The organism is Roseomonas sp. TF40 (genome assembly GCF_057219975.1).
In genome coordinates this window covers 713,012-735,450 of the sequence record NZ_JBXVVR010000001.1, presented here as the reverse complement: position 1 = coordinate 735,450, position 22,439 = coordinate 713,012, and the positions used below count along the sequence as shown (strand labels likewise).

The window sequence follows — 22,439 nt, the reverse complement described above, 5'->3', positions numbered from 1 at the left end:
TTTCGGCGCCTGCGGCCAGCATGCAAGATGCGTGCGATGGAAACCACAGGCTGGATCGGCGCGGCGCTGCCGCGGCGCGAGGATGCGCGGCATCTGCGCGGCCAGGGCGTCTTCGCCGGCGACCTCACCGCGCCGGGGATGCTGGAACTCGCCTTCCTGCGCAGCCCCGTCGCGCATGGGCGGATCACGGCGCTGCATCGCCCGGCGGGGGCGATGGTCTTCGCGGCCGATGAGATCGGGCCGGTCACGCTGCTGCCCGCGGGGCCGGACATGCCCGGCTTCCGGCAGGCGCCCTATCCGCCGTTTGCCGAGGGCGTGGTGCGCTTCGTGGGCCAGCCCATCGCCGCCTGCCTCGCCGAAAGCCGCTTCGCCGCCGAGGATCTGGTGGCGCGTTGCGAGGCCGAGATCGACACCCTGCCGGCACTGCGCGACGTGCCGGCCGCGCTCGCGCCTGGCGCGCCGATCCTGCATCCGGGCTGGGCCCACAACGCCTATGGCAGCGGGCGCGTGCAGGGGGGCGACATCGCCGGCCTCGACGCGCCGCTGCGCCTGCGCCGCCGGCTCGGCCTGGGCCGGCAATCCGCGGCGCCGATGGAACCCCGCGCCATGCTCGCCGTGCCGGATCGGCGCACGGGCGAATTGGTGCTGCACATCTCGAGCCAGGGGCCGCACACGCTGCGCCATGCGCTCGCGGCGATGCTCGGCCTGGAGGAATCGCGCCTGCGCGTCGTCGCCCCGGATGTGGGGGGTGGCTTTGGCGCGAAGAACCGGCTGATGCCCGAGGAAGTCGTGGCCTGCGCGCTGGCGCTGCGCCTCGACCGCCCGATCCGCTGGGTCGAGGATCGGCGCGAGCATCTGATGGCCGGCGCCCAGGCCCGTGAACATCTCTACGACCTGACGCTGCACGCCACGCGCGCGGGCATCGCGCTGGGTGTCTCGGGCGAGCTCTGGGTGGATGCGGGCGCCTATGCGCTCTGGCCGACCGGCGCCTTCGCCGAGGCCGGCATGGCGGCGCGCAACATCTGCGGCCCCTACGCCATCGCGCATGTCGATGTGCGGCACCACACCATCGCCACGACCAAGCCGCCCATGGGGCCCTATCGCGGCGTGGGCCGCACGGGCGCGTGTTTCGCCATCGAGCGGCTGCTCGATGCGCTGGCGGATGAAACCGGGATTTCCCGCAGCGAGATCCGCCGACGCAACCTCATCGCGCGCGATGCGCTGCCGCTGACCAACGTGGCCGGGCTGCAGCTCGACAGCGGTGATTATCGCGCCGCGCTCGACCTGGTGGAGGGCATGGTCGATGACGCCGACATCGCCGCCCGCCGCGCCCGGGGCGAGCGCATCGGCGTGGGCGTCGCGATGTACACCGAGCAATCCGGGCATGGCACAAGCGAATGGGCCGGGCGACGCAACCGCGTGGTGCCGGGTCATGAATCGGCGACGCTGCGGATGCATCCCGATGGGTCGCTGACGCTGCTGACCGCCATCCAGAGCCACGGCCAGGGGCTGGAGACGAGCCTGGCGCAGATCGTGGCGCAGGAACTCGGCCTGCATCCGGACCGCATCGCCGTGCGCCATGGCGACACCGCGCTCTCGCCCTTCGGCTTCGGCACCTTCGCCTCGCGCAGCCTGGTGTTCGCGGGCGGGGCGGCGGAGAAGGCGGCGCGGGAACTGGGCGCGAAGCTGAAGCGCCTCGCCGCGCATTTCCTGCAGGCCGAGGCCAGCGGCATCGTGCTGCGCGACGGCGCGGCGCATGCCGGCCCTGCCTCCATCCCGCTCGTCGATCTCGCCCATGCCGCGCTGCTGCGTCAGGAACGCCTGCCGGCCGGCGAGCCCCCCGGTCTCGAGGCGCATGTCACCTACGCGCCGCCGGATGAAGGTGGGGTGTTCAGCTACGCCGCCCATGCCGCGGTGGTGCGGGTCGATCCCGAGACGGGCGCGGTCGCGCTGCTCGACTACTGCGTCGCGGAGGATTGCGGGACGATGATCAACCCCCTGATCGTCGATGGCCAGGTGAAGGGCGGCGTGGCGCAGGGCATCGGCACGGCCCTGACCGAGGAGCTGCGCTTCGATGCGCAGGCGCAACCGCTCTGCACCACCTTCGCCGACTACCACCTGCCGGAGGCCAGCGCCCTGCCCGAGATCCGCGTGCGGCATCTGGTCACCCCCGCGCGCGGCACGGTGCAGGGCGCGAAGGGGGTGGGGGAGGGCGGGGCCATCGCGCCGCCCGCCGCCATCGCCTCGGCGGTGGAACAGGCCCTGGGCGATCTCGGCGTGAAGATCGACGCCGTGCCGATCACGCCGCGCCGCCTGCTGGGGCTGCTGCCATGACGCCGGCGCCCTTCGCCTTCCGCCGCGCCACGGCGTGGGAGGAATTGCCGGAATTGCTCGCCGCGCCGGGTGCGATGCCGGTGGCGGGTGCGCAATCGCTGATGCCCATGCTGGCGCTGCGGGTCGCGGAACCGCCCTTACTGGTCGCGCTGGATGCCTTGCCCGGCTTCCGCTCCAGCCATGCCGCCGGCGCCGAATTGCGGCTCGGCGCCGGCGTGACGCATGCGGCGCTGGAGGACGGAATCGGGGCCGAGCCGCTGCGCGGCTGGCTCGCGCATGTGGCGTCCGGCATCGCCTATCGGCCCATCCGCAATCGCGGCACGGTCGGTGGCAGCCTCGCGCTGCATGACCCGGCCGCGGATTGGCCGGTGGCGCTGCTGGCGCTTGGCGCCGTGGTGGCGCTGCGGCGCGGTGCGGCGGTGCGCCGGCTGCGGCTCGATGCCTTCCTGACCGATGCCTTCGCGACCGCGCTCGAGCCCGGCGAGGTGCTGGCGGCCGTCGAGATTCCCCGGCCCGTGGCCGGGGCACGTTTCGGCTGGTGCAAGCTTGCCCCCGCGCCCGGCGCCTTCGCAGAGGCCGCGGCGGCCGTGCTGCGCGTGCCGGGTGCGGCGCCGCGCATCGCCGTGACCTCTCCGAGGGGCGCGCGGCTTCTCGCGGCGGCAGCCGAGCCGGATGACCCCTACCTCGCACGGCTGCGCGCGGCCGCCCTGCGCCGGGCGGAGGCAGCGGCCGCATGATCCGCCTCATCGTGAATGGCAACGAGCAGGATGTGCCGGCGGAGCCCCGCGAGAGCCTCGCCCATGTGCTGCGCGAGCGGCTTGGCCTGCACGCCACGCGCGTCGGCTGCGCGCAGGGCAGTTGCGGTGCCTGCAACGTGCTGCTGGACGGTGAGCCGGCGCGCGCCTGCCTCGTGCCGGCGCCGCTCGCCGAGGGGCGGCCCGTGACCACGCTCGAAGGGATGCGCGACGACCCCGTGATGGTCGCGCTGCGTGAGGCCTTCCAGGCGAAACACGCGCTGCAATGCGGCTATTGCACGGCCGGCATGCTGATCGCGGCGCGCGACCTGATCCTGCGCGGACGGGCGCGCGATGCGGCCGAGATCCGCGCCGGTCTTTCGGGCCAGCTTTGCCGCTGCACGGGCTATGACGGCATTGTCGCCGCAATACTGCGGGCGGCTAAGCGACTCCGCCGAGCCGGATCAGCGTGATCTCCGGCGGCACGCCCAGGCGCACCGGCAGGATCGCCGTGCCGAGCCCGCCCGAGACGATCATGTGCTTGCCCTCTTCCTCGATGTGGCCGTAGGCGAAACGATTGCCGTAGGCCGAGGGCACGATCGGCGACCAGCCGAACAGCCGCACCTGCCCGCCATGCGTATGTCCGCAGATGGTCAGCGCCACGCGCTCGCGCGGGACGCTCGGGAAGATGTCCGGCTCATGGCAGAGCAGGATCACCGGGTCGCGGTCCTGTACGGCGCCGAGCGTGCGCTCGAGGTTGTTCGCGCCGAGGTAGTTGCCGCCCCCCTCATTGAAGGCCCAGAGGCTGCCGCAGCCCGCCACCCAGAAGCCCTGGCCGCGGAAGCCGGTCTTGGTCGCCGCATTGTGCAGCACGGAGAGCCCGGCATTCGCCAGCGTCTGCGCGATGCGCGGCACGCCGCGGCGGAAGCGCTGCACCTGCGCGTCGTCCCACCAATCATGGTTGCCGAGCACCGTGTGCACGCCATGGCGCGCGCGCAGCCCCTTCAGCACCTGCGCCGTCTCCGCCACCGGGATGGCGCGGGTGATCATGTGCCCGGTGCCGGGATAATCGCCGAGCAGCACGACAAGATCAGGGTTGAGCGCATTCGTCGCCTCGACGATCTGCGCGATGCGCTCGAGCGGCATGTAGGGTTCGTTGGCGTGGATGTCGGCCAGGGCCGCGATGGTGATGGGCGTGCTGGAAGGCCAGAGCGGCAGGCGCGGGCGGTATTCGGCGATGGAGAGCCGATAGGCGGGCTCGAACCAGAAGCCATAGGCGCCGGCCGCCGCACCCACCACGGTCAGCCCACCCAGGGTCTTCAGGAACAGCCGCCGTGTTGCCATCTCGCTTGCCTTCCTCCCGCGCCACACGATCTGCGTGGCATGAGCCTCGAAACCTTTGCCGACAATCGTGCCGACGCCCTGCGGCGGCTGGCCGATTTCGCCCCGCGCATGGGGCCCCACTATGCCGCCGGGCGCAACACCGATGCCGGGCCGGGCCAGCGCCCCGATGTCTCGCGCCTCTCACCGGCGCTGCGCCACCGGCTGCTGACCGAGGCCGAGGTGGTGCGCCTCGCCCTTGAGCGGCACGGCCTGGATCGCGCCGAGAAATTCATCCAGGAGGTCTTCTGGCGCAGCTACTGGAAGGGGTTTCTCGAACTCCGCCCCGGGCTCTGGACCGGCTACCAGGCGGCGTTGGCGGACACGTTGATGGGCCTGCGCACGCAGGGCGGGCTGCGCCGTGCGGTCGAGCGTGCCGAGGCGGGGCAGACCGGCATCGCCTGCTTCGACGCCTGGATGGCGGAACTGCGCGAGACGGGCTGGCTGCACAACCACGCGCGCATGTGGTTCGCGAGCATCTGGATCTTCACCCTGCGCCTGCCCTGGACGCTGGGGGCGGATCTCTTCCTGCGGCACCTGCTGGATGGCGATGCGGCCTCCAACACGCTCTCCTGGCGCTGGGTCGCGGGCATGCAGACGGCGGGCAAGCACTATGTCGCGCGGGCCGAGAACATCGCCCGCTACACCAATGGACGTTTCGATCCGGCGGGCGAGTTGGACGAGAACCCGCTGCCGCTCGAAGCGCCGCCCCTGCCGCCGCTCCGCCCGCTGCGCCCGGCCGATGCGCTGCCGGCGGGCCCCGTCGCGCTGCTGCTGCATGAGGATGACCTGCATCCCGAAAGCCTGCTGCCGCCCGGCACGCCTGTGGCCGCCATCGCCGGTGTCGCGGTGCCGGAGGCACGCTCGCCGCTCGGTTGTTCGGAGCGCGTCGCGGCCTATGTGCGCGCGGCGCTCGGCGATGGCCTGGCGCGTGCCGGCGCGCACTTCAACGCGCCCACGACGCTGCTCACGCCCCGCGAGGTCGCGGGCTGGATCGCTCAGCAATCCGTGCCGGTGGTGAGTCCCTGGGCGCCTGTGGGCTGGACGGCGGAAGCCCTGGCCGGGGCGAAGCTGCTGCGGCTGCGCCGCGACTGGGACAGCGCCTGCTGGCCGCGCGCGACCAAGGGGTTCTTCCCCTTCAAGGCCGGCATCCCGGACCTCTGCCGCATTATTGCGGCTTGAACCTGCTCGCCTTCGCCGCATCGGCGGCGCGCCAGAGATACCAGGCGGCGACGGAGCGATAGGGTGCCCAGGCCTCGCCGATCGTCGCCAGGTCACGCGGCTTCGGCTGTTCCTCGAGTCCGGCGGAAACCCGGAACCCCTCGCGCACGCCAAAGTCGTCCACCGGCAGCACATCGGGCCGGCCGAGGGTGAAGATCAGGAACATCTCCACCGTCCAGCGCCCGACGCCGCGGATCTGCACCAGGCGCTCGATCAGCGCCTCATCGGCCATGCGCGCGGCGAGCTTGCGGGTGGGCACCAGCCCGCCCACGGATTTCTCGGCGATGTCGCGGATCGCGGCGACCTTGCTGCCCGAAAGCCCGCAGCCGCGCAGTGCCTCGGCGTGGGCGGTCAGCACCGCCTCGGCCGGGGGGAAGTCATGGCCCGGAAACAGCGCGATGAAGCGGCCGAGGATCGCCTCCGCCGCGCGGCCATGCACCTGCTGGTGCGCGATGGCGCGCACCAGCGCCTCATAGGGCTCGCGCCGCACCGGGCGCAGCGTGCAGGGCCCGGCGGCGCGGATGATGGTCTTGAACATCGGATCGCGCCGCAGATGCGCGATCGCCGCCGCCCCGCCGACCACGGGGGCCGGGCGGGGGGTGCGGGGCGAGAGCGCGGGCGGCGTCACCTGAACACCAGGTTGGGCAGCGCCAGCACGATCCAGGGCACGTAGCTGATGACCAGCAGGCAGGCGAAGATCACGCCGATGAACACCGGCAGGTAGCGCATCATCTTGTCGATGCTGGTGCCCGCCACCTGCGCCGCGGCGAAGAGGTTCACACCGAAGGGCGGCGTGATCATGCCCATGGCGAGGTTCACCACCATGATCGTGCCGAAATGCACGCCATCGATGCCCAGCCGCCCGGCAGCCTCGGCCAGGATGGGGGCGAGGACGATGATGGAGGCCGAGGTCTCGACGAACATGCCCACCACGAAGAGGAACAGGTTCACGCCCAGCATGTACCAGCCCGCGCTGTCGAAGGCCTCCACCAGCCACTCGGCGGCGAGGTCCGGCACGCCCTGGCGGTTGAGCAGCCAGGAGAACAGCGTCGCCGCCGCGATGATGAACATGATCACCGCCGAACTGATCACCGATTTGCGGAAGATCGGGTAGAGATCCCGCAGCCCGATCTCGCGATGGATGAGCATGCCCACGAAGATCGCGTAGAACACCGCAACGACCGAGGCCTCGGTCGGCGTCGTGATGCCGCCATAGATGCCGCCCAGCACGACCACGGGCATGAGCAGCGCCCAGCCCGCCTGCTTCGTCGCCACCAGGAAGGGCAGGCGGCCCTCGCCATCGCGCTTGCCCCAGCCCCTGAGGCGGCACCAGATCAGCACCGTCGTCACCAGCGTGCCCGAGATCAGGATGCCCGGGCCGAAGCCGGCGATGAACAGCTCCGGGATCGAGGTCTGGGTGCTGACCCCGTAGAGGATCATCGGGATGGAGGGCGGGATGATCACGCCCAGTTCCGCCGCCGTGGCCTGCAGCGCCGCGGCGAAGCCCACCGGATAGCCCGCCCGCACCAGGGCCGGGATCATGATGGCGCCGATCGCGAAGGTGGTGGCGACCGAGGAGCCGGAGATGGCGGCGAAGATCATGCAGGTCAGCACGCAGGTCGCGGGCAGGCCGCCCTGGATGCCCCCGACGATGGATTTCGCGAAATCCACCAGGCGGCGTGAGATGCCGCCCACATCCATCAGGTTGCCCGCGAGGATGAAGAAGGGGATGGCGGCCAGCGGGAAGCGGTCGATGCCCACGAAGAGCTGCTGCGCGGCAACGATCAGCGGAAAATTGGTGTAGCCGGCGATGCCGACCACGGCGGCCACGCCGATGGCGACCGCGACAGGGATGCTGGCGGCGAATAGCACCAGCATCACGGTGAGCATGGCACCGCTCATACCGCGTTCTCCAGTTCTTCGGCGCGCCGGTCGAGGAAGTTCGCCACCGCGCCCAGCATGGCGAAGAGCGCGCCCAGCGGGATGGCGGCATAGGCATAGGCCATCGAGAATTCGAGGCCCGCGATGGTCTGGAACTGCACGCGCTCGGTCATCGACCAGCCGAACCAGAACATCACCCCCATGAAGGAGAGCACGAAGGCCAGGATCATCGCCTCCACCGCGCGGCGCAGGGCGCCGCGGGCGTAGCGATGCAGCACGTCGATGGAAACCAGCGCGCCCACGCGCAGCGCCACCGCGACGCCGAGATAGCACATCCAGATCAGCGCCACGCGCACCAGCGCCTCCGACCAGGGGGAGGGCGTGTTGGTGGCGAAGCGCGAGAAGACCTGCCAGGCCCCGGCGGAGACCGCGACCGCCAGTGCGAGGCAGGCGATGATCGAGGCGATCTCGGTGGAGATGCGATCGGCCGCGAGGACCACCCGCCGCAGCAGCGCGCGCGGTCCGCGGCCCTGGGCATCCCCGCTGCCGGCCCAAAGCGCAACGCCGACCGCGACGGCGGTGGCGGCGACCGTGACCTGCAGGGGCATGACGTTCATCGCGTTCATGGCGTCTCCTGGCCGAAAACGGGGAGGGGGCTGAAAAAAGAAGGGCGCGGGGGGCTATGCCCCCGCGCGCCCTGTCCGTCCCAGAGGCGGGGCTTCAGCTGCCCGGGCGCCACTCGCGGATGCGGCGGATCAGCGCGCTGTCGAGGCCCGCCTCGATCTGCGCGGAGCCGGAGGCGAGGGCGGCCTGGAAGGCGGCGCTGTCCACCTGCGTCACCACGGTCATGCCGCGGCGGCGCAGTTCCTCGACGCCGGTCTGCTCGTCGGAGGTCACGCGCGCGCGGTTCGCCACCGCGGCGTCGCGCGCCGCCTGGGTCAGCGCGGCGCGGTCAGCGGCGTTCAGCCGGCCGACGAAGCCCGGGTTGCACAGCAGCAGCGCCGGCGAATAGACGTGGCCGGTCAGGGTCAGGAAGCGCTGCACCTGGTTGAGGTTGTTGTTCAGGATCACCGGGATCGGGTTCTCCTGGCCATCCACCGTGCCCTGCTGCAGGGCGGGCACCAGTTCCGAGAACGCCATCGGCGTCGGCAGCGCGCCGAGCGTCTGGAAGGCGCGCATATGCACCGGGTTTTCCATGGTGCGGACCTTCAGGCCGCGCACATCGGCGGGGGTGTTCACCTCGCGCCGGCTGTTGGTCATGTGACGGAAGCCGTTCTCGAGCCAGGCGAGCGCAGTGATGCCGCGCGCCGGGAAGCGCCCGAGCATGTCCTGGCCGATCTGGCTGTCCAGCACGCCGCGGGCATGCGCCGTGTCGCGGAACAGGAAGGGGACGTCGAGGTTGCGGGTCTCGGGCACGAAATTGCCGACCGGGCCGGTCGAGGTGATCGTGCACTCGATGGTGCCGATCTGCACCGCCTCGATCGTCTCGCGCTCATTGTCGTTGCGCTGATAGACGACGCGGAAGCGGTTGTTGGTCATGCGTTCGAAGGTTTCCTTGAACGCGGTCGTGCCGGCCCCGTAGTGGCTGTTGATGCCGATCGGGTGCTGGAATGTTACCTGGGTCTGCGCCAGGGCAGGCGCGGCGAGGCCGAGGCCGAGCGCCGTGCCGAGTGCGAGGCGGCGTGCAATGGACATGGAAGCTTGCTCCCCTTTTGGTTGGACCCTGCTTGTAGGCGAGGTAACGGGAAGCGGGCAATCCGGGTGGCCTCGCCGGGGCGCGGTCCTGCCGGAGGCGTGGCTCATCACAGTGCCAGCATCATCCAGCCCACCAGCAGCACGCCGGCCAGGGCGGGCGCGAGCAGGCGCCAGAGCTGCGCCGGGCGGGTGCCGTCGGCCAGCAGCCCGCAGATCAGCGCCGTGACCGCGAACGACATGCCGGCCCCGGCCGAGCCCGCGAAGTTGTGCAGCGCGGGCGCGACCAGCGCCGGCAGGCCCGCCGCCACGCCCAGCGCGGCCTGCACCGGCATCAGCGCGGCGTTCGAGCCCACATTGCTCCCCGTCACCAGCCCCGAGACCAGCCCCAGGACGGGCACCGCATAGGGGGCGAGGTCGCCCAGCCCGCCTGCCGCCGCCTCCGCCAGCGCGGCCGAGGCGCCCGAGCCCGCCATCCAGCGCGCCAGGATGACGTAGAGCAGCATGGCCAGGACCGGCCGCCTCGCCCGCGCGAAGGCCGCCCGCGCGGCCGTCGCGCCATCCGGGCGGCGGGCCAGCAGGCCGATGGCCACCACCCAGAGCACCACGGCCACATGGGTCAGGGCGAATCCGGGCAGGTCGGCGAAGGGTGTCCAGCTTGGCGCGCCGGGGATCAGTCGCGCGCCGAGCAGCGCGGCCGTCAGCCCCAGATAGGGCGCCAGCCGCGCCAGCGCCGCGCGCCAGCCGGGCGCGTCGCGCGGCGGGTCCAGCCACCACAGCACCACAAGCAGCGGGATGCCCGCCGCCACCAGCCCCACCACCTCGAAGGGCAGCACGCGGTGACCGGCGACGAGCAGCGCCGCCATCACGCCGAGGATGGCCATCTGGATGGCCTTCTCGCGCCCCGGCACCGCCACGCCGGCGGCCCCGCAGAGCCGCCAGAAGACCGGGCCGAGCAGCAGCAGCCACACCGCGTTCGGCCATGATGTCGCGGCCGCCACCGCCTGGGCCGGCTGGCCGATCAGCGCCGCGCCGAGCGCCGTGCCCGGCCCAAGCCCGCCCCAGGGCACCATGGTGAGGGCAAGCAGCGCCAGCGCCCCGGCCGGCGCGCCACCGAGGCCCATGCCGCGCAGCGCCGAGAGCGCGAAGACCGCCCCCACCGCGAAGCCCGTCACCCCTTCCAGGAAGGTGCCGGCGAGCAACGTGGCGGCGAAGATCCGCCGCGGCTCCGGCGCGCGCGGCGCGGCCGTGGCGGGGCGCGTGACGGCGGCGTGGAACAGCATCCCGCCCACCACCACGCCGATCGGCTTGGCCGCGAGGAAGGCGCCGCGCAGCGTCTCCTCGACCAGGAAGGGCAGGCCAGCGACCGCCTGGGGCAGGCTCAGCAGCGCCGCCGGCACCGCGAGCACAAGGGCGGCCAGCACGGCCGGCACGGGGCCGGCACGCCCGCTCAGCAGCAGCGCCAGCAGCAGCACCAGCGGCGCGGCCTGGACCAGCAGGATCAACGGTGCCTCCTTGCCCCAAGCCGCGCGGCGCGCCAGCCTGCGGCGCGATGCTCGATATTCCCTATGCCGCCTATGGCAGCAACCTCGACCCCACGCGGATGCGCGCGCGCTGCTTCGGTGCCGAGCCGATCGGCGGCGCGATGCTGCCCGGCTGGCGACTGCGCCTGCGCCGCTACGCCAGCATCGTCGAGGCGGCGGGGGCGCAGGTGCCGCTCGGCCTGTGGCGAATCAATGCCGCGCATCTCGCCGCGCTCGACCGGGCGGAAGGCGTGGCGCTGGGGGCCTATCGGCGCCTGCGCATCACCCTTCCCGAAGGCGGCGAGGCCTGGACCTATGTCGAGGCGCTGGACCGGCCGGGGCCGCCCGGCGCGGCCTATGTCGCGCATCTGCGGCAAGGCTATCGCGCCTTCGGGTTCGATTCGTCGGTGCTGGAGGCCGTGATCGCGGAGTCCGGCTTCCGCGGCTGAACCCGCGCCAACTGGGCTTCGCGCCGCGTGATGTAGATCGCGCTGCCGATGATGAGCGACGCCCCGACCGCCAGCCCCCAATCCGGCATCTCATCGAACAGGACGATACCGAAGCCGGCCGCGAAGACCAGCCGCACATAGCTGATGGGCGCGAGGAAGGAGGCATCGGCCAGGCGCAGCGACGTGATCCAGAACTGCATCGCCAGCGGCCCGCAGAGGCCCGCCAGCACCAGCAGGCCGAGATTGCCCCAGCCCGGCCAGGCGAGGCCCGGCAGGGCGATGGGCAGGGAGACCGCCACGGCGACCACGCCGATGTAGAACATGATCGTCTCGGTGCGCTCGATGCGCGAGAGCATCTTGGTCAGCAGCAGGATCGCCGCCCCCATCAGCGCCGCGCTGATGCTCGACGCCACCGCCCAGTCCAGCGGCAGGCCGCCGGGGCGCAGGATCACAACCACGCCGGCGAAACCGACCAGAGTCGCGCTCCAGCGGCGCAGCCGCACGCGCTCGCCCAGGATCGGCCCGGCCAGCGCGGTGACGAAGAGCACCGAGGTGAAGGACAGCACCGTGCCGGTCGCCAGCGGCAGGCCCGCGAAGGCGAAGAAATAGAGATACCAGGCGGTGATGGAGAGCAGGCCGCGCAGCAATTGCAGCGGCAGCACGCGGGTGCGCATGACGCTGATGGGGTCGGCCACGAAGGCGGGCGCCGTCCAGAGCAACTGGCCGAGTGCGCGCGCCAGCACGATGGTGGCCAGCGGCACCTCGGTGATCAGCTTCACCGCCATGGTCTCGAGCGTGAAGCAGAAGGCCGCGGCGACGGCGAGCAGCACGGCGCGGACCATCTGGCTCATCGCTTGCGCGCCTCGGCGATGGTGATGATCAACGCGCCGGTGAGAATGATGGCCGCGCCGATCCAGCCGAAGAGGTCGGGCACCTCGCCCCAGATCAGCCAGCCCGCAGCCGCCACGACGACGAGGCGCAGATACTGGAAGGGCGCGATGGCGCTGGCCTCGCCGAAGCGCAGCGCCTCGGTCACCAGGTAGATGATGCCCGGCGCCATCAGCCCGAAGGCGATCAGCAGCAGCCACGATGCGAGATCGAGCGGCACCCAGGCCATCACGCCGAAGGGCAGCGCGCCCGCGGTGGTCACCAGCCCGACATAGGCGATGACGGTGCGCGTGCTCTCGGTCGCGGTCAGCACGCGGCTGGTCAGCGTGATGCCGCACCACGCCACCGCCGCGCCGATCGCCGCCGCCGCGCCGATGGGGTCGAGCGTATTGCCCGGCCGCAGCATCACCGCGACACCGACAAGCCCCGCCAGCGTGCCCGCCCAGCGCCAGCGATCCACGCGCTCGCCCAGCAGGGGGCCGGCGAGCATGGTGGTGAACATCACATTGGTGAAGGACAGCACCGTGCCCGTCGCGAGGTCGAGCCGCGTGAAGGAGAAGTAGTAGAGCGCCCAGGTGAGCAGCGAGGAGCCGCCGCGCAGCAGGTGCAGCGCGAGCCGCTTCGTGCGGAACACGGCGAGCCCGGTGGCGAGGATGGTGGGGGCGACCCAGACGAGTTGCCCCGCCGCGCGCGCCGTCACCTGCACCTCGGTGGGGATGCCGCGTTCGCTCATCCAGCGGATGAACAGCAATTCCAGCGCGAAGATCAGCGCGGCGGCGGCCATCAGGGCCGCGCCACGCAGATTGTCGGGCTTCGTGTTCAAAACGATCTCGTTGGGCGCATTGACCCTGCGCGTGTCCCGGCTAGCGTGCAGGGCAGGGTGGGCGCGTGCCGGGCCTGGGCGCAAGCTGTCATTGTTGCATGGCCGGGTTGTGGAAAGGATCACAGGTGGCGAAGGAAGCCGAGCAGGCGGCGGCGCGCGAAGCCGTCGATCGCGGACCGATCCTGATCTGGGGCGCGGGCGCCATCGGCGGCACGGTCGGCGCCCATCTGGTGCGGGCGCGCCATGCGGTGGTCTTCGTCGATGTCGTGGCCGAGCATGTGGCCGCCATCGCCGATCCGGCGCGCGGGCTGACGATCGAGGGCCCGGTCGCGCAGATGAAGGTGGTCGCCCCCGCCTTCCTGCCCGGCGCGCTGCAGGGCGTGTTCCGCCGCATCTTCCTCTGCGTGAAGACGCACGATACCGAGGCCGCCTGCCGGCAATTGCTGCCGCATCTCGCCCCCGACGGCTATGTGCTGTCGCTGCAGAACGGGCTGTGCGAGCGGACCATCGCCGAGGTCTGCGGCACCGGCCGCACCATGGGCGCCTTCGTCAATTTCGGCGCGGACTGGCTGGAGCCCGGGCGCATCCTCTACGGCAATCGCGGCGCGGTGGTGGTGGGTGAGCTGGATGGCGCGACCACGCCGCGCCTCGCCGCGCTGCACGCGCTGCTGCGCGAGACCTTCGAGCCCGATGCCGTGCTGACCCCCAATATCTGGGGCTATCTCTGGGGAAAGCTGGCCTATTCCAGCCTGCTCTACGCGCAGGGGCTGGCGGCGAAGGGCATCGCGGACACGCTCGCCCGGCCCGAGCTGTTGCCGCTGGTGCGTGCGCTGTGCGGCGAGGTGATCGATGTCGCGCGCGCCGAGGGGGTCACGCCGCTCGGCTTCAACGGCTTCGACCCCGCTGCCTTCGGTGCCACGGGCAGCGAGGCCGCGGCGCGGGCCTCGATGATCGCGATGGAGGCCTTCAACCGGCCCAATGCGAAGACCCATTCGGGCATCTGGCGCGATTTGTGGGTGCGCAAGCGCGCGACGCCGGCGGATGCGCAGATCGGCGCCGTGCCGCCGATCGGCCGTGCGCATGGGCTGGCCTGCCCGACCCTCGAGCGCCTGATCGCCATGATCCACGAATGTGAGCGCGGGGTGCGCGCCATGTCGGACGACAATCTCCTGGAGTTGATGCGATGAATCTGCGTTTCGACGGCGTGACGGTGGCGGTCACGGGGGCAGGGCATGGCTTCGGCCGCGCCATCGCACAGGGCTTCGCTTCCCTTGGCGGGCGCGTCTTCGCCTGCGACCTCTCGGCCGAGGAACTGGCCGAGACGGCGCGCGGCACCACCATCGCGACCAGCGCCTTCGACCTGACGGCGCCGGGCGCCGCCGCGGCCTGGATCGCGGGGATCGAGCAGCAGACCGGCGGGCCCGTCGGCGTGCTGGTCTGCAATGCGGGCGGCGTGCGCGGGCAGGTGAACCGGCCGATCGAGGAGGTGCCGATCGAGGATTGGCACGCCATCTTCGACATCAACACCCATGCCGCCTTCGCCCTCGCCCGCGCCGTGGCGCCGGGGATGAAGAAGGCCAAGGCGGGGCGGATCATCACCATCAGCAGCGGCGCGGGGCTGAAGGCCAGCCGCACCGGCATCCAGGCCTATTGTTCGGCGAAGCACGCGCTGGTGGGGCTCACGCGCCAGCTCTCGCGCGAATTCGGCCCGCATGGCGTGACGGTGAATTCCGTCGCACCCGGCTTCGTGCTGTCCAACCCGGCCTCGATCAAGCAGTTCGACAGCTACGGGCCGGAAGGCCAGCGCGTGATGCTGGAAGGCATCGCGATGCGCCGGCTCGGCCAGCCGGAGGACATCGCCAATGCCGTGCTGTTCTTCGCCTCGCCGCTCGCCGGCTGGGTGACGGGCCAGATCCTGCCCGTGGACGGCGGGACCTAGCTTTCTCTGCCCGCAAGCGCCGGGCGCCGTTCGGCGCCTCGGCCGCCTATGGCGGCCGCGAACGCCTGCCGGCCCTACTGCCCGAGCGGCCGGCGACCGAGCGCCACGCCATCCTGCGCGTCGGCGGCCTGGCGCTGGGCCTCGGCCTGGCGGCGCCGCGCCTCGGCCATGCGGGCTTCCTGGGCCGCGATGGGATCGGGCGTGCGGCCGGCTGGCGTGCCGCCGCCGGTGCGCTGGGCGCGGGCCGCCTGGCCCTGCTGGGCGTGGCGCTGCTGCTGCGCGGCACGGCGCTGCTGCTGCTGGGCCGTGCGGCGCTGCTGCTCGGTGGTCTGCGAACGCTGGCGCAATTGCTGGGTGCGGGTCTGGGGCGCCTGCGGCGTGTTCGGCCCGCCGCCCGCCGTGGGCGCGCCCGGCGCGTTGTGCAGGTCCTGGCGCATGTCGGGGCGCTGGCCATGCACCACGCCGGAGCTGAAGCCGGTGGTCGGGTTGCTCTGCGCCAGCGCCAGGCTGGGCAGCAACAGGGCGAGGGCAGAGAGCGCGAGTCGGCGCATGGGGGCATTCCTCGGATCGGTTACGCCTATGGTGTGAAGTCGGGGCCCCGGATGCAAGCGCCGGCTGCGCGGGTCACGCCAGCGTGGCCAGCAGCCCGGCGAAGAGCCGCGCGCGCGGCACCAGGCTGTCCACCAGGATATGCTCGTCCAGCGTATGCGCCCCGGCCCCGGCCACGCCCAGCCCATCGAGGGTGGGAATGCCCATCGCCCCCGTGAAATTGCCGTCCGACCCGCCGCCCGAGCTCTGGTGCGGCAGGGCGAAGCCGAGCTGCCCGGCCAGCGCGGCGGCCTGGGCGTGCAGCGCCATGGTGCCGGCATCGGGCTCCCAGACCGGCCGCGTCACGCCGCGGCTCACCTCCAGCACCACATCGCCGCTGCCCGGGGCGAGGGCGAGCATCGCCGCCACCCCGGCGTCGAGATCGGCCTGCCGCTTGGCCATGGAGAGCACCTCCGCCCGGCATTCGGTGGCGACGCAATTCACCCATTGCCCGCCCTGGATGACGCCGACCGAGAAGGTGCAGCTTTCGGTCGTCATGGCGTCGATCGCCAGCGCCTGGCGGCACATCTCGCGGATCGCGGAGCGGCCCTCCGACAGCGTGGCGCCGGCATGGCTGGGGCGGCCGACGGTGCGCAGGTTGAAGCGCGCGATGGCATAGCGCCCGGTCACCACCCCGCCATCCGGGCGCGCCGGTTCGGGCACCAGCACGCAGCGCGCGCGCGCCGCCTCGGCCTCGATCAGGTCGCGCGTGGACGGGCTGCCGATCTCCTCATCCGAGGTGAACAGGAAGGTGACGGGCAGCTTCGTGGGCAGGCCGGCGCGCAGCATCTGCCGCGCGGCCTCGACGGCGAGGTAGGTGCCGCCCTTCATGTCGAAGATGCCCGGGCCGCGGCACTGCCCGCCCTCGCGCCGCCAGGGCAGCTTCGCCAGCGTCCCGATGGGATGCACGGTGTCGAGATGCGCCAGGATCAGCACGCCCGGCGTGCCCGGCGGCGCGGCATGCGGCAGGCTCGCGCGCACGCAATCGCCAAGCCCCATGCGGCCGGGGATGCGGTCGATCCGCGCACCCATCATCGCGAGGTCGCGCGCGACGATGTCCATCATCCGGTTCACCGCCGGCGTGTCGAAGGTCGGGCTTTCGCACTCCACCCAGACCCGCAGCCCGGCCAGCATGGCCTCACGGTCGAAGGGCAGGTTGAGGGCGGCGATATCCATGGGCGGTCTCCGTGTCTGGCGGCAGTGTGGCACAGCGCGCCATGCCTGCTAGGGTAGGGGCGATGAGTGGCACCACACCCCCCCGCCCGCGCCTGGTGCCCCAGGCCGGTCCCGCCGCCTGGCGCGCCGCCGATCTGCGCCCGGCCGATTGGATGGTGCCGCTGGGCGCCGAACATGCGGCGGAGCTGGAGGCCGCGCTCACCGCGCTGGGCGGCCGCGCGCCGATGCAGGTGGCCGAGGCGCCGCTGCCCAGCCTTGCGCCCGTGCTGCGCGATGCCGGCCAGCGCCTCGATAGCGGGCGCGGGCTGGTGCTGCTGCGCGGCCTGCCGCTGGAGCGGCTGGGTGAGGAGCGGCTGGAGGGCGTGCTCTGCGCGCTCGGCGCGCATCTCGGCCGCGCCGTCGCACCGCAGGGCCAGGGCCTCGTGCAGCGGCTGGACAGCCCGGCCGGCGGTGCGCTGCGCTGGCGCTTCCATGCCGATGCGGCCGACATCGTGGCCCTGCTGGTGCTGCGCCAGCCCAGCGAGGTGGACCCGGCCATGCTCGTCGCCGCGGCCTCCGTTCACAATGAGATGATGAAGCGCGACCGCGCCGCGCTGGACGTGCTGCATCGCCCGCTGCCCCATGCCGTGCCCGGCGCGGCCGGGGTGGTGGATCTGCCCGTCTTCTCCTCGGCCTCGGGCGCCTTCATCGGCCGCTATGCGCGCGACGCCATCGAGGCCGCGCAGCGCCTGCCGGAGACACCGCGCCTCACCGCCGCGCAGGTCGAGGCGCTCGACCTGCTCGATGCCATCTGCGCCGAGCCTGGCCTCGCCCTGCGGCTCGAGGTGCGGCCAGGCGACGTGCTGCTGTTCAACCCGCTGCAGGTCTGGAAGCGCCGCGCCGAGGCGGCCGGCGAGGCCGAGGGCGACGCGCCGATGCGCCAGGCGCTGCGGCTGATGCTGCTGACGACGAATTCGCGCGCCCTGCCGGGCGGGCTGGTGACGCTGGGCGAAGCGCCGGAGGCCGCCGCGGCCCCCGGCACCTCCCCGGGCATGGTGGGGGGCTAGCGCATGCGTATCCTTGTCGCGAATGCGAATACGACCGAGGCGATCACCCAGGCCTGCGTGACGGCCGCGCGGCAGGCGGCGGGCATCGGCACGGTCATCGTCGGCGCGACGCCGAGCTTCGGCCCGTCCGTGATCTCGACCCGCGTGGAGAACGCCATTGCGGGCCACGCGCTGCTCGAGACGCTGGCCGAGCATGCCGGGCGCGTCGATGCCGTGGTGCTGGCCGTCAGCCACGACACGGCGCTGGAGGCCGCACGGCAGATGATGCCCTGCCCGGTGGTCGGCATGACCGAGGCCGCCTGCCTCACCGCCTGCCTGCTCGGAGGGCGCTTCGGCGTGCTCACCCTGGGCCAGGTCACGCCCTATGAGGAGCTGGTGGCGCGGCACGGGCTGAGCGCGCGCTGCGCCGAGGTGCGCGGCCTGCCCATCGCCCCGCCGCAGGTGCTGGAAGACCCCGACGGCGCCGCGCGCGCGCTGCTGGAGGCGATCGGCACGATGGCCGCGCGCTGCGACAGCGTGGTGCTGGCGGGTGCGGTGCTGGCCGGCATGGACCGCGTGCTGCAGGACCGCGCGGCGCTGCCGCTGCTCGATGGCATCGCCTGCGGCGTGAAGCTGGCCGAGATGCTGGTCGGCCTCGGCGCGCCCAAGCCGCGCGCGGGCAGCTACGCCCCGCCGCAGGGCCGCAGCGCGCTCGGCCTGTCCGAGGCGCTGGGCGCGCTGCTGAAGGGCGCATGACGCGCATCGCCGTCGCCCGGCTGTGGTTCGAGGGCAATTCCTTCTCCCCCAGCCTGACCGGCCTGCCCGAACTGCAGTCCCGGGAATGGGGCGAGGGCGCGGCGATGCTGGCGCGCTATGCCGGCACGGCGACGGAACTCGGCGGACTGGCCGCCTTCCTGGCCGAGCGGCCGCACTGGCAGGCGAGCATTCTGCGCTGCACCTCCGCCCAGCCCGGCGGGCCGCTGACCGAGGCCGCCTTCGGCGGCTGGCTGGCCGAGGTGCTGGCGGGGCTGCGCGCGGGCGCACCGTGGGATGGCGTGTATCTGTCGCTGCACGGCGCCTGCGTGGCGGTGGGCGAGCCGGCGGCGGACCTCGCCATCCTTCGCGCCGTGCGTGCGGCGATCGGCCCCACGCCGCTGGTCGCGAGCTTCGATTTCCACGGCAACATGGCGCCCGAGATCGCGGCGCTGCTGGATGGCGCGAGCGTGTATCGCAGCTATCCGCATCTCGACATGGCCGAGACGGCGACGCGCGCGCTGCGCCTGCTGGAGCGCCGTCTTGCCGGTGAGGCGCTGCACGGCGCCCTCGTGAAACTGCCCGTGGTGCTGCATTCCTTCCACATGCGCTCGGCAGCGGGCCCGATGGCCGAGGTCTGGGCAGAAGCCGCGGCGCTCGAGGATGACACGGTGCTGGAAGCGGCCCCCTTCGGCGGCTTCGCCTGGGGCGATACCCCCCATGCCGGCCCCTCCGGCATGGCCTGGGCACGCACGGCGGCGGCCGCGCAGGCGGCGGCGGGGCGCATCGCGGCGGCCATCGCGGCGCGCCGGGCGCGCTTCGCGGTGACGCTGCCGGGGCCGGAGGCCGCACTCGCCGCGGCGCTGGCCGCGCCGCCCGGCCTGGTCGCGCTGCTCGACCCGGCGGACAACCCGCTCTCGGGCGGCGTCGCCGATACGCCCGGCCTGCTGCGCACCCTGGTTGCGGCCGGCCCGCCGGTGGAGACGGTCTTCGCCTTCCTGCACGACCCCGAGACGGTGGCGCGGGCGGTGGCGACGGGGCAGGGCGGGCGCGCGGCCTTCCGACTTGGCGGGCGCAGCACCGCTGCCTTCGGCCCCCCCGTGGCGCTGGAGGCGGTGGTCGAACGCCTCACCGAGGGGCGCTTCGTGAACGAAGGCCCGATGGAGCGCGGCGCGCCGGTGGATCTCGGGCCGAGCTGCGTGCTGCGCGCGGGGCGGCTTGCCATCATCGTCACCAGCCGCAAGGAGGCGGCGGTGGACCCGGCCTTCTTCGCGCTGCATGGCATCGATCTCGGCGCCACGCGGCTGCTCGCCAACAAGGCGAAGAACCATTTCCGGGCCGCCTTCGCCGGGCGATGCAGCGCGATCATCGAGGCCGATTGCCCCGGCCCGGCGGCGCTAGATCTGGCGGGGCTGCCCTTCCGCCACGTCCCGCTGGACTGGCGCCGGGGCTAGCTTCGCGCCCGGATTGTCGCCCTGTGTCGCCGGACGGATGACAAAAGCAGACATTCCGTGCGGAATCAGTCGCTTGACCGGATGAATCGCTGCGTGAGATGAGATCAGTCGTTAACAGAGTGTTGATCACCGAGGCTCATCGATGGCCACCAGCTTCCGTTTCCGCCGCGCCGATGATTGGGGACATGGCCTGGTCGGCTATGTGACCCTGACGCCCGACGCCGCACTTTCCGGCTGGACCCTGGCCTTCGACGCCAGCTTCGACATCGTGAACATCTGGGGCGCGCAGATCGTCAGCCACACCGGAACGCGCTATGTTGTACGCAGCCTGGACTGGACGGCGCAGGTCGCTGCCTCGGGCAGCGTCAGCTTCGGCTTCCAGGCGAATTACGCCGGCAGCGCGGCCGATCCCACCGGCTTCGTCCTCAATCCCGGCATCATCGAGGAACCCCCCCTGCCGCCGGCCTTGCCGGCCATCGCGCTCGCCGATGCGACGGCAACCGAGGCTGATGGCTTTCTCACCTTCGTCGTCACCCTCTCCCATGCCAGCGCCACGCCGGTGCAGTTCCGCGCCGTGACCGAGGCGGGCACCGCGCGGGTGCGCGCGGATTTCCTGGCGCTCGACCAGATCTTCACCTTCGCGCCGGGCGAGACGCGCAAGGAGATCCGCGTCGCGCTGGTGGACAATGCGGCGATCGAGAGCCGCGAGCAGCTGTCCCTGCGCCTGAGCGAGGTGACCGGCGCCACCGCGCCCGACCCGCTCGCCCTGGGCACGATCATCGACGACGATGCGCCGCGCATCAGCATCGCCGATGCCGCCATGATCGAGGGCGATACCGGCACCGCCATCCTGCGCTTCACGCTCAGCCTGTCGCACGCCGTCACGACCTCCGTCGGCGTGAAGTTCAGCACCGCCGATGTCACCGCCCTGTCGGGCAGCGACTATCTAGGGCGCGTCGGTGGCGTGATCTTTGCGGCCGGCGAGGTGGAGAAGACCATATCCATCGCCATCCGCGGCGATCGGCTGGCCGAGGCTGATGAGACCTTCCTCGTGCGGCTGCACGACCCCGTGCGCGGTGTCATCGCCGATGGCGAGGCGCAGGGCACCATCCGCAACAACGACCTGCCGCGCATCAGCATCGCCGACGCCCAGCCGGTGACGGAAGGCGACCCGGGTGAGGGCCACGCCATGCAGGGCGTGCTGTCCACGCGCGGCAACCAGATCATCGACGCCACCGGCACGCCGGTGCGCATCGCCGCGGTGAACTGGTTCGGCCTGGAGACGGCGACGATGGCGCCGCACGGGCTGCACACGCGCAACTGGAAGGACATGATGAACCAGATGGCGGAGCAGGGCTTCAACGCCATCCGCCTGCCTTTCTCCGGCCAGGCGATCCTGGAGAACGGCACGCCCAACGGCATCGATTTCCACCTGAACCCCGACCTCGTCGGGCTGAACTCCCTGCAGCTGATGGACAAGATCATCGCCTATGCCGGGGAGATCGGGCTGCGCATCCTGCTCGACCACCACCGCAGCTTCGCCGGCGACGGGCCCAACGGCAACGGGCTGTGGTATGATGGCCGCTTCACCGAGGCGCGCTGGATCGACATGTGGGAGGACCTCGCCCTGCGCTACCGCGGCAACCCCACCGTGATCGGCGCCGACCTGCAGAACGAACCCCATGCCGCGAGCTGGGACGCCTGGGCGAGTGCGGCCGAGCGCGCGGGCAATGCCATCCTCGCCGTCAATCCCGACTGGCTGATCGTGGTCGAGGGCGTCTCCTCCCATGCCGGGCAGTCCTATTGGTGGGGCGGCAACCTGATCGGCGCGCGCGACCGGCCGGTGGACCTGATCCTCGACAACAAGCTGGTCTATTCGCCGCACGACTACCCGAACTCGATCTACCCGCAGCCCTTCTTCTACGCGGCCGATTTCCCCAACAACATGCCGGGAATCTTCGACAAGTTCTGGGGCTATCTCTGGAGCGAGAACATCGCCCCCGTGCTGCTGGGCGAGTGGGGCACGCGCATGACCCAGCCCAAGGACATCGCCTGGTTCGAGGCGCTGCGCAGCTACCTGCAGGGCGACACCGACAACAACGGCACGATCGACCATGCCGAGATCGGACCTTCCTTCGCCTGGTGGTCGTGGAACCCGAATTCCTCCGACACCGGCGGCCTGCTGGCCGATGACTGGCGCACGGTGCTGACGAACAAGATCGCCGCCCTCGAGCCGCTGCTGCCCGACGAGGCCGAGGCGCCGCGCCAGGTCTCCTTCGAGGTGACGCTCGACGCCGCCTCGGCGGCGGCGGTGACGGTGGGCTGGCGCACGGTCGCCGGCACGGCCACGGGCGAGGATTACGTCGCCGCCACCGGCACGCTGACCTTTGCCCCGGGCGAGACGCGCAAGGCCGTGGAGATCCTGCTTCGCCCCGACGACATCGCCGAGGCGACGGAGAGCTTCTCGGTGCAGCTCACCACGGTGGAGGGCGCCGTCTTCGCGGACCGGCTGGGTGTGGCGCAGATCCTCGACGATGACGGCGTGTCGGCGCGGCTCGGCAACGATTGGGCGTTCTGAC

The 22,439-nt window shown here is 72.1% G+C and carries 21 protein-coding genes; 11 read left to right on the top strand and 10 right to left on the bottom strand.

Annotation, left to right across the window (positions count from 1 at the left end):
- The first annotated feature begins 36 nt into the window (after positions 1 to 36).
- Genes AC2D9U_RS03005 through AC2D9U_RS02995 form a run of 3 tightly spaced genes read left to right on the top strand, consistent with a single transcriptional unit; the run spans position 37 to position 3,541 of the window.
- On the top strand, positions 37 to 2,334 hold the full coding sequence (locus AC2D9U_RS03005) for a xanthine dehydrogenase family protein molybdopterin-binding subunit (RefSeq protein ID WP_484746341.1): 2,298 nt from the start codon (positions 37 to 39) through the stop codon (positions 2,332 to 2,334).
- Positions 2,331 to 3,071 (top strand): FAD binding domain-containing protein, encoded by a 741-nt coding sequence (locus tag AC2D9U_RS03000; protein ID WP_484746340.1) that lies wholly within the window; start codon positions 2,331 to 2,333, stop codon positions 3,069 to 3,071. Before AC2D9U_RS03005 ends, AC2D9U_RS03000 begins: the two co-directional genes overlap by 4 nt.
- Positions 3,068 to 3,541 (top strand): (2Fe-2S)-binding protein, encoded by a 474-nt coding sequence (locus tag AC2D9U_RS02995; RefSeq protein WP_484746339.1) that lies wholly within the window; start codon positions 3,068 to 3,070, stop codon positions 3,539 to 3,541. Before AC2D9U_RS03000 ends, AC2D9U_RS02995 begins: the two co-directional genes overlap by 4 nt.
- On the opposite strand, the gene AC2D9U_RS02990 is transcribed toward AC2D9U_RS02995, so the two are convergent.
- On the bottom strand, positions 3,510 to 4,412 hold the full coding sequence (locus AC2D9U_RS02990) for a metallophosphoesterase (protein ID WP_484746337.1): 903 nt from the start codon (positions 4,410 to 4,412) through the stop codon (positions 3,510 to 3,512). The genes AC2D9U_RS02995 and AC2D9U_RS02990 overlap by 32 nt on opposite strands.
- Positions 4,413 to 4,451: 39 nt before the next feature.
- On the opposite strand from AC2D9U_RS02990, the gene AC2D9U_RS02985 reads away from it, so the two are divergent.
- On the top strand, positions 4,452 to 5,630 hold the full coding sequence (locus AC2D9U_RS02985) for an FAD-binding domain-containing protein (protein WP_484746336.1): 1,179 nt from the start codon (positions 4,452 to 4,454) through the stop codon (positions 5,628 to 5,630).
- Here AC2D9U_RS02985 and AC2D9U_RS02980 read toward each other — a convergent pair.
- The 5 genes from AC2D9U_RS02980 to AC2D9U_RS02960 all read right to left on the bottom strand — a co-directional run bounded on the left by AC2D9U_RS02980 (position 5,617) and on the right by AC2D9U_RS02960 (position 10,747).
- The gene (locus tag AC2D9U_RS02980) at positions 5,617 to 6,207 is read right to left on the bottom strand and encodes a DNA-3-methyladenine glycosylase family protein (RefSeq protein ID WP_484747321.1); all 591 of its coding nucleotides are present in this window, start codon (positions 6,205 to 6,207) and stop codon (positions 5,617 to 5,619) included. The genes AC2D9U_RS02985 and AC2D9U_RS02980 overlap by 14 nt on opposite strands.
- A gap of 86 nt (positions 6,208 to 6,293) precedes the next feature.
- Complete coding sequence (locus AC2D9U_RS02975) at positions 6,294 to 7,571, bottom strand: TRAP transporter large permease (RefSeq protein WP_484746335.1); 1,278 nt, start codon at positions 7,569 to 7,571, stop codon at positions 6,294 to 6,296.
- Entirely contained in the window at positions 7,568 to 8,176 is a 609-nt protein-coding gene (locus AC2D9U_RS02970; RefSeq protein WP_484746334.1) for a TRAP transporter small permease, read from the bottom strand. Before AC2D9U_RS02970 ends, AC2D9U_RS02975 begins: the two co-directional genes overlap by 4 nt.
- Positions 8,177 to 8,270: 94 nt before the next feature.
- Positions 8,271 to 9,245 (bottom strand): DctP family TRAP transporter solute-binding subunit, encoded by a 975-nt coding sequence (locus AC2D9U_RS02965; protein ID WP_484746332.1) that lies wholly within the window; start codon positions 9,243 to 9,245, stop codon positions 8,271 to 8,273.
- A 107-nt stretch (positions 9,246 to 9,352) separates the two neighbouring features.
- Positions 9,353 to 10,747 carry an L-lactate permease gene (locus AC2D9U_RS02960; protein ID WP_484746330.1) on the bottom strand — a complete coding sequence of 465 codons (1,395 nt, stop codon included), beginning with the start codon at positions 10,745 to 10,747 and terminating at the stop codon, positions 9,353 to 9,355.
- A gap of 47 nt (positions 10,748 to 10,794) precedes the next feature.
- Here AC2D9U_RS02960 and AC2D9U_RS02955 point away from each other — a divergent pair, with 47 nt between their 5' ends.
- A complete protein-coding gene (locus tag AC2D9U_RS02955) occupies positions 10,795 to 11,214 on the top strand; it encodes a gamma-glutamylcyclotransferase family protein (RefSeq protein WP_484746328.1) in 420 nt (139 codons plus the stop codon).
- Here AC2D9U_RS02955 and AC2D9U_RS02950 read toward each other — a convergent pair.
- Both AC2D9U_RS02950 and AC2D9U_RS02945 read right to left on the bottom strand, forming a co-directional pair.
- On the bottom strand, positions 11,145 to 12,065 hold the full coding sequence (locus AC2D9U_RS02950) for a DMT family transporter (protein ID WP_484746326.1): 921 nt from the start codon (positions 12,063 to 12,065) through the stop codon (positions 11,145 to 11,147). The two genes, AC2D9U_RS02955 and AC2D9U_RS02950, sit on opposite strands and share 70 nt — an antisense overlap.
- Complete coding sequence (locus tag AC2D9U_RS02945; protein WP_484746324.1) at positions 12,062 to 12,925, bottom strand: DMT family transporter; 864 nt, start codon at positions 12,923 to 12,925, stop codon at positions 12,062 to 12,064. The genes AC2D9U_RS02950 and AC2D9U_RS02945 overlap by 4 nt, the downstream gene beginning before the upstream one ends.
- Positions 12,926 to 13,050: 125 nt before the next feature.
- On the opposite strand from AC2D9U_RS02945, the gene AC2D9U_RS02940 reads away from it, so the two are divergent.
- Together AC2D9U_RS02940 and AC2D9U_RS02935 are read left to right on the top strand one after the other, a co-directional pair.
- Complete coding sequence (locus AC2D9U_RS02940) at positions 13,051 to 14,112, top strand: ketopantoate reductase family protein (protein ID WP_484746322.1); 1,062 nt, start codon at positions 13,051 to 13,053, stop codon at positions 14,110 to 14,112.
- A complete protein-coding gene (locus AC2D9U_RS02935) occupies positions 14,109 to 14,864 on the top strand; it encodes an SDR family NAD(P)-dependent oxidoreductase (protein ID WP_484746320.1) in 756 nt (251 codons plus the stop codon). The genes AC2D9U_RS02940 and AC2D9U_RS02935 overlap by 4 nt, the downstream gene beginning before the upstream one ends.
- A gap of 74 nt (positions 14,865 to 14,938) precedes the next feature.
- Here AC2D9U_RS02935 and AC2D9U_RS02930 read toward each other — a convergent pair whose 3' ends face one another.
- Positions 14,939 to 15,415: a hypothetical protein gene (locus AC2D9U_RS02930; protein ID WP_484746318.1), complete on the bottom strand. Its 477-nt coding sequence runs from the start codon at positions 15,413 to 15,415 to the stop codon at positions 14,939 to 14,941.
- A gap of 73 nt (positions 15,416 to 15,488) precedes the next feature.
- Positions 15,489 to 16,628 (bottom strand): M20/M25/M40 family metallo-hydrolase, encoded by a 1,140-nt coding sequence (locus tag AC2D9U_RS02925; protein ID WP_484746317.1) that lies wholly within the window; start codon positions 16,626 to 16,628, stop codon positions 15,489 to 15,491.
- 62 nt (positions 16,629 to 16,690) lie between these two features.
- Here AC2D9U_RS02925 and AC2D9U_RS02920 point away from each other — a divergent pair, with 62 nt between their 5' ends.
- From AC2D9U_RS02920 to AC2D9U_RS02905, 4 genes are all read left to right on the top strand, one after another.
- Positions 16,691 to 17,674 carry a TauD/TfdA family dioxygenase gene (locus tag AC2D9U_RS02920; protein WP_484746315.1) on the top strand — a complete coding sequence of 328 codons (984 nt, stop codon included), beginning with the start codon at positions 16,691 to 16,693 and terminating at the stop codon, positions 17,672 to 17,674.
- Positions 17,675 to 17,677: 3 nt separating this feature from the next.
- Positions 17,678 to 18,409 carry an aspartate/glutamate racemase family protein gene (locus tag AC2D9U_RS02915; protein ID WP_484746313.1) on the top strand — a complete coding sequence of 244 codons (732 nt, stop codon included), beginning with the start codon at positions 17,678 to 17,680 and terminating at the stop codon, positions 18,407 to 18,409.
- On the top strand, positions 18,406 to 19,860 hold the full coding sequence (locus tag AC2D9U_RS02910; RefSeq protein WP_484746311.1) for a M81 family metallopeptidase: 1,455 nt from the start codon (positions 18,406 to 18,408) through the stop codon (positions 19,858 to 19,860). The genes AC2D9U_RS02915 and AC2D9U_RS02910 overlap by 4 nt, the downstream gene beginning before the upstream one ends.
- A 142-nt stretch (positions 19,861 to 20,002) precedes the next feature.
- Complete coding sequence (locus AC2D9U_RS02905) at positions 20,003 to 22,438, top strand: cellulase family glycosylhydrolase (RefSeq protein WP_484746309.1); 2,436 nt, start codon at positions 20,003 to 20,005, stop codon at positions 22,436 to 22,438.
- Position 22,439: the final 1 nt, after the last annotated feature.

What these genes read in the sequence shown, in the direction of transcription:
- AC2D9U_RS03005 (WP_484746341.1), top strand. Translation starts at nt 37, where the DNA reads ATGGAAACCACAGGCTGGATCGGCGCGGCGCTGCCGCGGCGCGAGGAT.
- AC2D9U_RS03000 (WP_484746340.1), top strand. Translation starts at nt 2,331, where the DNA reads ATGACGCCGGCGCCCTTCGCCTTCCGCCGCGCCACGGCGTGGGAGGAA.
- AC2D9U_RS02995 (WP_484746339.1), top strand. Translation starts at nt 3,068, where the DNA reads ATGATCCGCCTCATCGTGAATGGCAACGAGCAGGATGTGCCGGCGGAG.
- AC2D9U_RS02990 (WP_484746337.1), bottom strand. Translation starts at nt 4,412, where the DNA reads ATGGCAACACGGCGGCTGTTCCTGAAGACCCTGGGTGGGCTGACCGTG.
- AC2D9U_RS02985 (WP_484746336.1), top strand. Translation starts at nt 4,452, where the DNA reads ATGAGCCTCGAAACCTTTGCCGACAATCGTGCCGACGCCCTGCGGCGG.
- AC2D9U_RS02980 (WP_484747321.1), bottom strand. Translation starts at nt 6,207, where the DNA reads ATGTTCAAGACCATCATCCGCGCCGCCGGGCCCTGCACGCTGCGCCCG.
- AC2D9U_RS02975 (WP_484746335.1), bottom strand. Translation starts at nt 7,571, where the DNA reads ATGAGCGGTGCCATGCTCACCGTGATGCTGGTGCTATTCGCCGCCAGC.
- AC2D9U_RS02970 (WP_484746334.1), bottom strand. Translation starts at nt 8,176, where the DNA reads ATGAACGCGATGAACGTCATGCCCCTGCAGGTCACGGTCGCCGCCACC.
- AC2D9U_RS02965 (WP_484746332.1), bottom strand. Translation starts at nt 9,245, where the DNA reads ATGTCCATTGCACGCCGCCTCGCACTCGGCACGGCGCTCGGCCTCGGC.
- AC2D9U_RS02955 (WP_484746328.1), top strand. Translation starts at nt 10,795, where the DNA reads ATGCTCGATATTCCCTATGCCGCCTATGGCAGCAACCTCGACCCCACG.
- AC2D9U_RS02950 (WP_484746326.1), bottom strand. Translation starts at nt 12,065, where the DNA reads ATGAGCCAGATGGTCCGCGCCGTGCTGCTCGCCGTCGCCGCGGCCTTC.
- AC2D9U_RS02935 (WP_484746320.1), top strand. Translation starts at nt 14,109, where the DNA reads ATGAATCTGCGTTTCGACGGCGTGACGGTGGCGGTCACGGGGGCAGGG.
- AC2D9U_RS02930 (WP_484746318.1), bottom strand. Translation starts at nt 15,415, where the DNA reads ATGCGCCGACTCGCGCTCTCTGCCCTCGCCCTGTTGCTGCCCAGCCTG.
- AC2D9U_RS02925 (WP_484746317.1), bottom strand. Translation starts at nt 16,628, where the DNA reads ATGGATATCGCCGCCCTCAACCTGCCCTTCGACCGTGAGGCCATGCTG.
- AC2D9U_RS02920 (WP_484746315.1), top strand. Translation starts at nt 16,691, where the DNA reads ATGAGTGGCACCACACCCCCCCGCCCGCGCCTGGTGCCCCAGGCCGGT.
- AC2D9U_RS02915 (WP_484746313.1), top strand. Translation starts at nt 17,678, where the DNA reads ATGCGTATCCTTGTCGCGAATGCGAATACGACCGAGGCGATCACCCAG.
- AC2D9U_RS02910 (WP_484746311.1), top strand. Translation starts at nt 18,406, where the DNA reads ATGACGCGCATCGCCGTCGCCCGGCTGTGGTTCGAGGGCAATTCCTTC.
- AC2D9U_RS02905 (WP_484746309.1), top strand. Translation starts at nt 20,003, where the DNA reads ATGGCCACCAGCTTCCGTTTCCGCCGCGCCGATGATTGGGGACATGGC.